Genomic DNA, 10809 nt, shown 5'->3' with positions numbered 1-10809 from the left:
CCTCGCTCCAGTTCAGCGCATTCCACTCAAGCCACTTCCGCCGTCGAATCCATATCCCGTTGCCCGGCTGCCGCGCGATCCGCCAATACCAGCGCGTTATCCGCGCGAACCCTGCCGGCCGGAATCTGAGCATCGCCGGCACGTAATCGGGGAAGCATCCCCGCCTTTTCGCTTCCGGTCACGAGCCACAGCACCCGGCGGGAGCGATTGAGAATTGGATAGGTCAGCGTCATGCGCCGCCTCCCTTGGTAGATTCCAGTGAGCGCGACATCTGCATCATTGACCTCCAGCACCGGGTCTCCAGGTACTAGCGAAGCCGTATGGCCGTCGGGCCCGAGTCCTAAGTGAACGAGGTCAAGCACGGGTGGCGATCCGGCGAGCGTCTTTAAGGTCAGCGCATATTCCGCACATGCCGCCTCCAGGTTTGCGGATTCAACCGGCATTGCGTGGATCTGCTCCGCGCGCAAAGGCGCATGCTCGAGAAGGCTCTCACGTAAGTGCGTGAGATTTCTGTCCGCGTCTCCCGCAGGTGCGACTCTCTCATCCACCTGCACCACCTGCACCGCGTCCCAGGGCACGTCTTCACCCGCGAGAGCACGCAGCATCTGCCATGGCGTGTGCCCGCCACTGACGGCCATGACAAAAGTGCCGCGAGCAGCGACCGCAGCTCTCGCCTCCGCCGCCACGAGTGCAGCAGCTTTCTGGGCAACCGCGTCAGCATTGCTATAGACATCAATTTTCATAAAGACTCCCCTCGGCACTGTGGACTCCAAAGCTAATCGCCTTGTTTCTTACGCTGCCTTGCTTACCGCGGACGCTTCATGGCTGGTTGGATTGCTCCAGCCTCCCATCGGTGTCACTCGTTCAACCTCACGCGTGTCCCCAGGTGTTCGTCTGATCGAAAGTGTCCGCACATTCGCGACAGAGGCTTGCAATCTCAAGGCTGCTCACGCAACGCTTCCAGCGACATCAGGGCTGACCGGTTGACCATGGAACAGCCGCAAGCGCGAGGTGACAACCTGCTTCACAGAATCTACGACCGGCCGCAAAATCCTGTAGGGTACAACTTCGTTGGGGTCTCGGGCCAGGCTCTCTTGCAGTGATTCCCTCCACGCAACCCGCAGTTCGGTATTGATGTGGATGATGTTGATTCCCGCCCTGATTGCCCTGCGGAAGTCTTCATCATCAGTTCCCGACCCGCCGTGTAGGGTGAGAAAGACGCCGGCGGCCTGCTTGATTTGCGCAATTCTTTCGATATTCAGGCGCTTCTTCGTTTTTCCCTGCACCATACTCTTAAGCATGCCGTGCATGTTGCCAACTGCCGGAGCAAGGACGTCAATTCCGGTGGCCGCGACGAATTGCCGCGCCTCTTCCGGCGTGCTGAGCGTTCTGTCGCCCTGAGCGGTTTCGTGGATTTCGGAGCCGGTGCCAATGTTGCCGATCTCTCCTTCAGCTACGATTGCGGGGTTGATGCCCTTGATCGCTTCAACCGCTTCCTTCGTGCGGGCCACATTCTGATCGAAGGGCAAAGCGGAAAAATCTATCACTACGGCATCAAACCCAGCATTTGCAGCGTCCACTGCCTTTGCGAGTGAATGCGTATGGTCCGCGTTCAAAAAAATTGGAAAGTCGGATTCCTCGCGTTCGCTTTTCACCAGAGCGGCAAGCTGGCGCGCACCAAAGAACTCACGCTCTCCTTCGGAGGCGCCGACGAGTATCGGAAGTTTGGTCTCAGCTCCGGCTGCGATCACCGCTTTCAGCAACACCTGGTCGGCAACATTGAAATGGCCGAGGGCAGCGCCTTCCGTTTCCAACCGTGTCAAGATATCGCGTAGCGGAGCCGTGCTCGTGTTTTTGAGAGTCCCAATTGTCGTCATTGCTACTCCTTAAGTTTGCGGTAACGCCGGATTAGAGTATTGGTTGAGCTGTCGTGATTCAGCACAGGCTCGGCCGGATTCTCGAGTTCTGGAATGATGCGCTGGGCGAGAACTTTGCCGAGCTCAACCCCCCACTGATCGAATGAGTCAATGTTCCAAAGGACACCTTGCGTGAACACGGAGTGCTCGTAAAGGGCCACCAGTTTGCCCAGTGTTTCTGGAGTAAGGGTCTCGGCCAGAATCGTGTTCGAGGGACGGTTACCTTCGAAGACTCGGTGCGGAACCAGCCAGTCCGGCGTGCCTTCCGCCTTCACCTGCTCGGGTGTCTTACCGAAGGCCAGCGCTTCGGTCTGTGCAAAAACATTGGCCAGCAGCATGTCATGATGCCGGCCAAGCGGATTCAACGGCTTGGCAAATGCGACAAAATCACAAGGGATGAGCCGCGTCCCTTGATGGATCAACTGGTAAAACGAGTGCTGTCCGTTCGTGCCTGGCTCACCCCAGTAGATAGGACCAGTGTCGCGGGCGACAGCTTCTCCATCGAGTGTGACGTGTTTTCCGTTGCTCTCCATCGTCAACTGTTGGAGATAGGCCGGGAATCGCTTCAGGTACTGCTCATAGGGCAAAACAGCGACCGTTTGTGCGCCAAAAAAGTCGTTGTACCAAACGGAGAGCAGGCCCATGATCACCGGCAGGTTTGCTGCGAAGGGAGCCCCGCGAAAATGTTCGTCCATCTGGTGAAAGCCATCCAGCATGGCGCGGAAGTTATCCGCGCCGATCGCGACCATAGTGGAAAGTCCGATCGCCGAATCCATCGAATAGCGTCCACCAACCCAATCCCAGAATCCGAACATGTTGGCGGTGTCGATCCCGAACTTCGCTACTTCCGCCGCGTTTGTTGACACCGCGACAAAGTGCTTTGCAACCGACCGTTCATCGCCCGCCAGACCGGCGAGTGACCACGCGCGGGCGCTGTGGGCGTTCGTCATGGTCTCGAGTGTCGTAAAGGTTTTTGAAGAGACAATAAACAGCGTCTCCGCCGGATCGAGGTCGCGCACCGCTTCCGCGAAGTCCGTGCCATCGATATTGGAAACAAACCGGAAGGTCATATCGCGCTGGCTATAGTGCCTGAGTGCTTCATAGGCCATGACGGGGCCGAGATCGGAGCCGCCAATGCCAATATTCACGACGTTACGAATGCGCTTACCGGTATGACCTTTCCACGCGCCGCTTCGCACGCGGTTCGAGAAATCGGCCATCTTCTCGAGCACCGCATGCACGTCAGGGACGACGTTCTTTCCGTCGACGAGAATAGTAGCGTCCTTCGGCGCACGAAGGGCCACGTGCAAAACCGCGCGCTTCTCCGTGATGTTGATCTTTTCCCCGCTGAACATGGCGTCGATCCGTGCTCGCAAATCCGATTCCTCGGCGAGCTGAACAAGAAGCTTGAGGGTTTCGTCGGTGACGCGATTTTTGGAATAATCGAGATACAAGCCCACGGCCTCGATCGCCATGCGCTGACCACGCTTGGGATCGTCCGCAAACAATTGCCGCAGGTGTAGCTTCGAGGCACTGTTGTAGTGCGACGCGAGCGCGCTCCATGCCGAGCGCTTGAACGCCGGCCTTGTCGGGGTTTGAGCGTGTGATGCCATCGTTATGCTCCTTTTGTCTCTGTGTCTCCTGTTTCCAGGTAGTGCTTCCCCGCGTTAACCGGCGGCTTTCAACGTGGTGCCTGGGCCAAGCGAGGCGCTCTTAGAAGAAATCACAGCCATGAGATCATTCCAGGACCTGTCAAACGATTCGGCTCCTTCGCTTTGAAGCTGCGCACCCAAAGCATCAACGTCGACGCCCGCCTTGGCGAACTGAGCCAGCACCTCTTCGCAGTTTCCGCCGTCGGTCGGGAGCAACTCGCCTAATTCAGTGTGAGTGGCCAGAGCTTTCAACGTGGCTTCTGGCATAGTGTTCACAGTGAATGGGGCAGCCAGGGCCTTGACGTAGAGAATGTCGGAGGCTTTGGGATCTTTGGTTCCCGTGCTCGCCCACAGCAGACGTTGCGGACGACCGCCGAGATTGTAAACCCGCTGCCAGCGCGCCGAACCAAGAAGCGCACTGGCCGCCTTGTATGTGCGTTTAGCGATGGCGATGCCAAGCTGGTTGCGCAGGTTCTCCGGCACCTTGCTGGCAACAGCGGCGTCCCAGCGGCTGACAAACACGGATGCCACAGAACCTACAAGAGGATTGAGGCCGGCATCAACGCGCCGTTCAACCCCGCGCAAGAATGCCTCTGCCGCCGCGAGATAGTGTTCGCGAGAGAACAAGAGAGTAACGTTGATGGGAATGCCGGCAAAAATTGCTTCTTCGATCGCGGGAAGGCCCTGCTTGGTGCCCGGAATCTTGATTAACAAATTGGGACGATTTGCGCGGGCAAACAACTCCTTGGCTGCAGCCAGAGTGCTGGCCGTGTCGTAGGCAAGCAGCGGGGACACTTCCAGCGAGACCCACCCGTCCACCCCGTTCGTCTTTTCATGAATTGGTCGAAACAGGTCTGCGGCGCGGGTGAGGTCCTCCATGGCCAACTCGAAGAAGAGCGCTTCAACCGATGTGCCTTTCTTTAACTTCGTAATAATCGCCGAATCATATGTCGCACTGTTTTTGATCGCATGGTCGAAGATTGTGGGATTTGAGGTGAGTCCGGTGATAGAGAGCTCGTCGATATATCGTTTGACGGTACCGCTGTCCAGCAGCTCGCGAGTGATGTTGTCGAGCCAGAGACTCTGACCCTCGTCGTGAAGAAGTTGTGTTGCTTTCATCCTGTCACCTCGTTGTTTGCAAACTGGTTGCGCTCGCGTGCGCGGGCGAGTCTCCTAGCGTTTGACCTGAGCACAATCCGGGTGTCGTTCCACAGCCGGAACAGCGAATGCGCGAGATGCTGTTGCAGCGTCATGAAAGTGCGGCCCCCGGCGCACCAATGGGATGCAAAACAATGCCCACTCAGAATTAGCTGAAAAAGTGGAACTTAGAGGTGCCGGCGATGCTCGGTTTTGAGCAAATGCTGTTTAGTGAGCAATCCCGGGCGACGGCAAATCTGCTGTTCAAAGCGTCAAGGAGACAACTGAATAAAACTCTTCAAAACTAATTCGTTCCGTTCAACGGTCATTGTTGTCCTCTACTACCACACCGTCGGACCAGCGGATTGCGGCGCTTGCCATCTCAGCCATGTTTTGTCGCAGCCGCTGCGATTCCGCTGGGAATAGAAATTTCAACCTCGGTACCCGCCTCTCGCCTGCTATATATTCGAACTTCCGCACCGATCCCTTTGGCCCGCTCGCGCATCCCTACCAGGCCCCAATGAGACGCTCGCCCCGACCGCACGATCTGCGGGGCGATCCCGCAGCCATTGTCCCGTATCACAACACGCAAATGATTCCGCAAGTACGCTACTTCAGCCTCGATTTTAGTGGCGTTTGAATGGCGAAGAGCGTTCATGAGAGCCTCTCGGCCGATTAAGTAGAATTGGTGTTGGATTTCCGGTTCCAGGGCTCTTGTCTGCCCTGTAACAAGTATTCGGGCCTGGACGCCGCTGGCTGGTGCGATCTCTCTCAACACATCCGAGAATTCCTGTTCCAGGCTGCCGGAGGTCACCCCCGAAGCGCAGAGACCTTGAAGTACAGCGCGACCTTCCTCGATGGCGCGCTGCATCAGCTGGACTGCGCGGCTAAGCGACGCCCTGGCCGGCGAATCGTCAGCCATGTGTTGCAACGTGACCCCCACAACAAGGGAGGCACCGAGAAAGCCCTGAAGCAGGGTATCGTGCAGCTCGCCCGCGATGCGCATGCGCTCAAAACGCTGTTCTTCGCGAATATCCAGTTCTCGCCGGCGTTGCTTTCCGTCAAGCCGATGGACCCATCCTTGGATTAGTCCTGTCGCACGCGAGTTGCCGGCGGGTTCGTTGAGTCTCGTGTTCGCGATCTGCACACGGATGGCTGTGGTGGATGGGTTCATGAGAACCTCCAGTCGAACTGAAGATGAATTTCGGGAGCCCCGCCGCTCTATTCCTGCTCGCAATCTTCACTGTCTAAAGCCGCCTGCCCTCTTCCGCTTGTGTGGGCGTTCTCTGACCGACTTGGTTCCCGCAACATCCATTGCCGGATGTAAGGTGAACAGTGCAACACGGAAATGCCTCTCGCTTCACACGCACTGAGAAAACGAACAGCTTCGACGTCAATGAGGTCTACTTCCTCCAAATCCAAAACTGCTGGTGATTCGCAAAGCTTGATTTCGGCTTTGACCTGATCCAGGTGCCTGGACCGAAACTCCCCACTCAGCCGAATCCGCGCTCGAGCCCGTTCAATCCTTAGCGTCATGAAAATCACGGCTCCCAAGTGCACCTTTGGGAAGGCAAGGCAATGTCCATTCAGACTCAGCTGAAAAGGCAGGACTTGGAAGCGTCAGCAATGCTCGGTTTTGAGCAAATGCTGTGTGGTGAGCAAACGCGCTGGGATTGCGAGAGGCAGGAATCAGGGCGACGGTTGACGTTTGAACTGATATTTGTCGATTCCCAAGCGTTTGATTTTCGCGTCCAGGGTTGGTCTTGGGAGACCCAATTTGATTGCCGCACCATCTCGTCCGGAGACACGGCCGCCACTTTCCGCTAAGGCGGCCTCGATCATTTCCTTTTCCTGCCGTTGTAGCGCGTTAGTAAGTGCCACTGGCGGACCAGCGAATTGTGGCGCTTGCCGATTGAGCCATGTTTCATCCACGCAAAAAATGTCACCTTCGCTCAGAATCACAGCTCTCTCAATCACGTTTTGTAATTCACGCACGTTGCCCGGCCATGGGTAGGCTTCGAACAGTTCGATCGTTCGTTTGTCGATGGTTCTGAACTTTTTTCCAGTCTTTTTTCCAAAGCGACCGATAAAGTAGTCCACCAGCACAGAAATGTCATCCGCGCGTTCCCGCAGCGAAGGCATCCGAATAGGCACAACCCTCAGTCTGTAGAGCAGGTCCTGGCGAAACTTTCCTTCGGCGACGAGGGTGTCCAGATCGTGATGCGTCGCGGCTAGCACTCGCACGTCCACGGGTATAGCCCTGTTGCTGCCCACGCGTTCAATCTCGCGTTCCTGCAACGCCCGTAACAATGCGATCTGGATTTCCGGAGGCAAGTCTCCCACTTCATCCAGAAAAATCGTCCCGCCATTTGCCGATTCAAACCGGCCCAGCCGCCGTTGGGTCGCGCCGGTGAACGCGCCCTTCTCGTGGCCGAAGAGTTCGGAAGCGATCAACGAGGGTGGAATTGCCGCACAATTCACGCCAATGAACGCCCGATCGGAGCGATGGGAGCGCTTGTGAATCGCGCGTGCGACCAGTTCCTTTCCGGTGCCGGTCTCGCCCAGGATCAAGACTGTGGAATCGGAAGGCGCCACTTTGGCAATTTGCCGCAGCACCTTGCGCAGTGCTTCCGAAGATCCGACGATATCCTCGAACATCGAATCGCGATCGATCTGCTCGCGCAACGCCAGATTTTCGTTCCGTGTCCTTTCTTCGGCCTGCTTGCGCTCTTCAATGTCGGTCGAGGCGATATACCAACGAGTAATCCGTCCCTGTTCGTCGCGCAATGGGTTGAAACGGGATAAGAACCAGCGGTAAGTTCCATCCGCTTTGCGAAGTCGCAACTCCAACTCGTCAGTAACGCCATGAGAGAGAATTCGATCAACCACACCGTCGAACCGCTCCCTGTCGTCAGGATGGAGGTACTGACTGCGATCAGAACACTGCCGCCACTCTTGGAGAGTGAGGCCTAGATAATCGAGCAGGATACGATTGGCGTACAGGCCTTCGCGAGCCCAGGATCCGAATACAGCGACCTGCTGAGGCGTAAGGTCTAAGACCTGTCTTAGCTCCGCTTCACGGTGCCGCAGTTCCTCTTCTGCTCGTTTGATTGAGGTAACGTCTGTCCCCGCTCCTACAAACTCGCGGTTGCCTGACGTATCCTCTATTGCCTGAGCTATCGCGTAGACGTGCTTGATTCTCCCATCAGGCAGCAGCAAGCGATAGCCGTGCTCGAAATGTGTCGCTCCGCCCGAGGCATCCTCGATCACCTTGTGAAAAGCGGCCCGGTCCTCCGGGTGGACGCGTTGTGCTACTGAATCGATGGTTGGCTTGACCGCGCGGTCGTACTCGAAGATGCGATAGGTCTCGTCTGACCAGACAATCTCTCCGCTCTCAGGTTTCCACCCGAAGCTGCCGGTATGACTCAGTCTCTGAGCTTCAACTAAATAGGCTTCACGGCGCTGTAACTCCTGAGTCAATTCCTCTTGCTCGGTCACATCCATGGCAGTGCCAAGAAACCTTTTGAGAACCCCGTTGTCGAGGACTGGAATGCCAACGCATCGAATAATGCGAACCGCCCCGTCCGGTCGAATGATCCGCTTCTTTACATCGCAACCGCAGCTCTGCTCATGCATCCTCTTTATAGTCTCGACCATAAAGTCGCGGTCTTGGGGGTGAACGGTGGCCAGATACTGCTCGACCGTAGGGGCTCCCTTTTGCGCGTCGAGTCCATACATTTGAAACAGCTCCCGAGACCAATGTTCAAAAAAACCTGAGAGGTTCAGAGCCCAGCTGCCCGTATGACCGAGGCGCTGCCCTTCAGCGAGATAAAGCTCGCTTCTTTGCAGGGCGTCCTCCGCATGTTTGCGCTCGATGCTTTGTGCGATGCCGTCGGCGATGAAGGAAAGAGTGTCAATGGTGACCCGGTTGAGCGCTTTTCGGGAGAACATTCCCATAACACCCACGACCCGGTCCTCGACAACCAGAGGGTAACCCGCAAAGGACGTCATCTTTTGAGTCCTCGCCCACTCATGATTATCGACACGCGGATCATTTTGCACATCATTGGTCACATGCGGTTGTCTGGATTGAGCAATGGATCCGATTTTGAACTTCCCAAACGGTATCCGGCCGTAACGACCATCCAGCCGGGTGTAGATTCCCGCACTGGCTTGCAACTCCAATTCCCGGCCATTGCCATTCAGAGTCCAAATGCGAACAAAAGCTGCATCCAGATGCCGAACCAACGCCCTGGCGCACAAATCCAAAATCACTTTCAAATTGTCCTTGCGTGCCAAAGCCATACCGATCTCTGCACGGACTGCGGCCAGACGCGCTCGCTCGGACATCGCCGCCCGCAGTTCCTCCTCGGCGCGCTTGCGATCATCGATATCCGTGCTGGTACCGTACCACCGGATGATCATGCCGGCTTCATCCCGGAATGGCTCGGCGCGAATGAGAAACCATCGGTAGACTCCATCATGCCGGCGAAGACGTGCCTCGATCTCCCCTGGCTCTCCGGAAACCAGCATCCCTTTCCATTTTTCCATCAAGGGCGGCAAGTCCTCGGGATAAAACGCGATTTGCCAACCCCAACCATGCGACTCTTCAGGGGAGAGACCGGTATACTCATGCCAGTTCTTGTTGAGGAACTCGTTCGTACCATCCGGCAGATTGGACCAGGCCAGCGTGGGGATGGTATCGATCACCCGCCGCAAATTCTCTTCCGCCTGTTTGCGCTCAGTGATCTCGGTGGCTGCGCAATACCAACGCACGGCTTTTCTGCTTTCATCGAGCAACGGGTTGTAGCGGATCAGGAACCAGCGATATTTGCCATCCTTCCCAAGAACGCGCTGCTCATTTTCGAAGGGAGCCGTGCCGCAAAGGGCTTTCTGCCGCTCTTCTCCGAGCCGCTCCACATCTTCAGGATGGAACGCGCGCTCGCGAAAATTGCCAGCCCGCACTTGATCGAGTGATAGCCCCGTGTACTCAAGCACCTGCTGATTGGCAAAGATAGCTGTCCCGCTGGAGTCCAACACGACGATGTGTTGCGGTATCAGATCTACGATCTGCCGCAGCTCCTCTTCGTCCAGATCCGGCCGGAGCTTGGGCTCACGAGGCTTGAGATCATTGATGTTGGTTGCTGTTACCGCCTCGTCCGGGGCGACATCAGAGCGGGCAAAGGCGGAGTCTCGGCGGTGGTGCTCTTCTTGATGTGGGTGAGCACAACGTCTGTCCGGCAGCATTCGTGCCTCCCAGATGGCCCCGGTTGAGCCTCTGTGCCTCGGTGTTCCCGCGCCATACTAAAGGGCCGATATTAAAGGGCCGATCCGGACAGAGACGACGGTTGCGCTTGGTGTTCGGAAACCTGGGAACTTCTGCGAAAGTCGCAATTCTACAAGTGCCGGCATTCTAATTGGGGAGTGTTCAGATTTGAATACACAAAAGCCTGTATTTTCGCGGCACGGAAATCCGCTTACGCAGCGTCAAGCCTTCTTCCTTGTACAGGCGATACACCAGCTTCTTTCCCACCTTCCAGCGTTCGCGCTTCAGCAGCACTCGGATCTTCCGGTAGCCATAGCGAACCCGCACTTGAGCGATTTCTCGAATCCTTAGCCGCAATGCTGTCCTCGGCTCCAGCCGACTCTCATAGCGGAAGGTGGACACCGCAACTCGCGCCACACCACAAGCACGCCGCTCGCTGACCCGGTAGGTGTCATGCAGATAGCTCACCACCGGGCGGCGCTGCGAGGGCGTCACAGCTTTTTTGCGAGCACATCCTGCAGCATGGTCTTGTCCAGGCTCAGCTCGGCTACCAACCGTTTCAGCCGCCCATTCTCTTCCTGCAGCTGTTTCAACTGGCGAACCTGGTCGGTTTCCAGTCCCTTGTACTGCTTCTTCCAGCGATACAGTGTTTGCTCGGTGATCCCCACCTGGCGGATCAGTTCTGCCACCGGCACTCCCATCTCCGCCTGCTTCAGCACCGCTACGATCTGCTCCACAGAAAAGCGTTTCCTTCGCACGGCAAATCCCCCTTTGTTGGGTACTAGATTGTGCCGGAAACTAACCTTCTCTGTGTGTCAGAAATCGGGGAGCCGCTCAA

The 10809-nt window shown here is 56.7% G+C and carries 6 protein-coding genes and 1 pseudogene; 1 reads left to right on the top strand and 6 read right to left on the bottom strand.

Annotated features, from left to right (window positions below):
• Positions 1–26: 26 nt before the first annotated feature.
• The 4 genes from pgl to tal all read right to left on the bottom strand — a co-directional run bounded on the left by pgl (position 27) and on the right by tal (position 4687).
• A complete protein-coding gene (pgl, locus tag VEG30_17435; GenBank protein HXZ81714.1) occupies positions 27–743 on the bottom strand; it encodes a 6-phosphogluconolactonase in 717 nt (238 codons plus the stop codon).
• Between the two features lie 204 nt (positions 744–947).
• Positions 948–1877 (bottom strand): class II fructose-bisphosphate aldolase, encoded by a 930-nt coding sequence (locus VEG30_17430; GenBank protein ID HXZ81713.1) that lies wholly within the window; start codon positions 1875–1877, stop codon positions 948–950.
• Positions 1878–1879: 2 nt separating this feature from the next.
• Positions 1880–3529, bottom strand: coding sequence for a glucose-6-phosphate isomerase (pgi, locus tag VEG30_17425; protein HXZ81712.1), 1650 nt, complete (start codon positions 3527–3529; stop codon positions 1880–1882).
• A gap of 54 nt (positions 3530–3583) precedes the next feature.
• Positions 3584–4687, bottom strand: coding sequence for a transaldolase (gene tal, locus VEG30_17420; GenBank protein HXZ81711.1), 1104 nt, complete (start codon positions 4685–4687; stop codon positions 3584–3586).
• Positions 4688–5537: 850 nt separating this feature from the next.
• On the opposite strand from tal, the gene VEG30_17415 reads away from it, so the two are divergent.
• Complete coding sequence (locus VEG30_17415) at positions 5538–5795, top strand: hypothetical protein (GenBank protein HXZ81710.1); 258 nt, start codon at positions 5538–5540, stop codon at positions 5793–5795.
• Between the two features lie 599 nt (positions 5796–6394).
• On the opposite strand, the gene VEG30_17410 is transcribed toward VEG30_17415, so the two are convergent.
• Together VEG30_17410 and VEG30_17405 are read right to left on the bottom strand one after the other, a co-directional pair.
• On the bottom strand, positions 6395–9952 hold the full coding sequence (locus tag VEG30_17410) for a sigma 54-interacting transcriptional regulator (GenBank protein HXZ81709.1): 3558 nt from the start codon (positions 9950–9952) through the stop codon (positions 6395–6397).
• A gap of 226 nt (positions 9953–10178) precedes the next feature.
• A pseudogene (locus VEG30_17405) lies at positions 10179–10729 on the bottom strand (transposase).
• Between the last annotated feature and the right edge of the window lie 80 nt (positions 10730–10809).

The sequence above is a fragment of the Terriglobales bacterium genome (genome assembly GCA_035624455.1).
Taxonomy (GTDB): domain Bacteria; phylum Acidobacteriota; class Terriglobia; order Terriglobales; family Acidobacteriaceae; genus DASPRM01.
Note: the sequence above shows the minus strand (reverse complement) of the source record. Positions and strands in the feature narration are given on the sequence as shown.

Bases quoted from the DNA above. Each gene is read 5' to 3' on its own strand.
- pgl (HXZ81714.1), bottom strand. From the start codon at position 743: ATGAAAATTGATGTCTATAGCAATGCTGACGCGGTTGCCCAGAAAGCT.
- VEG30_17410 (HXZ81709.1), bottom strand. From the start codon at position 9,952: ATGCTGCCGGACAGACGTTGTGCTCACCCACATCAAGAAGAGCACCAC.
- pgi (HXZ81712.1), bottom strand. From the start codon at position 3,529: ATGGCATCACACGCTCAAACCCCGACAAGGCCGGCGTTCAAGCGCTCG.
- VEG30_17430 (HXZ81713.1), bottom strand. From the start codon at position 1,877: ATGACGACAATTGGGACTCTCAAAAACACGAGCACGGCTCCGCTACGC.
- tal (HXZ81711.1), bottom strand. From the start codon at position 4,687: ATGAAAGCAACACAACTTCTTCACGACGAGGGTCAGAGTCTCTGGCTC.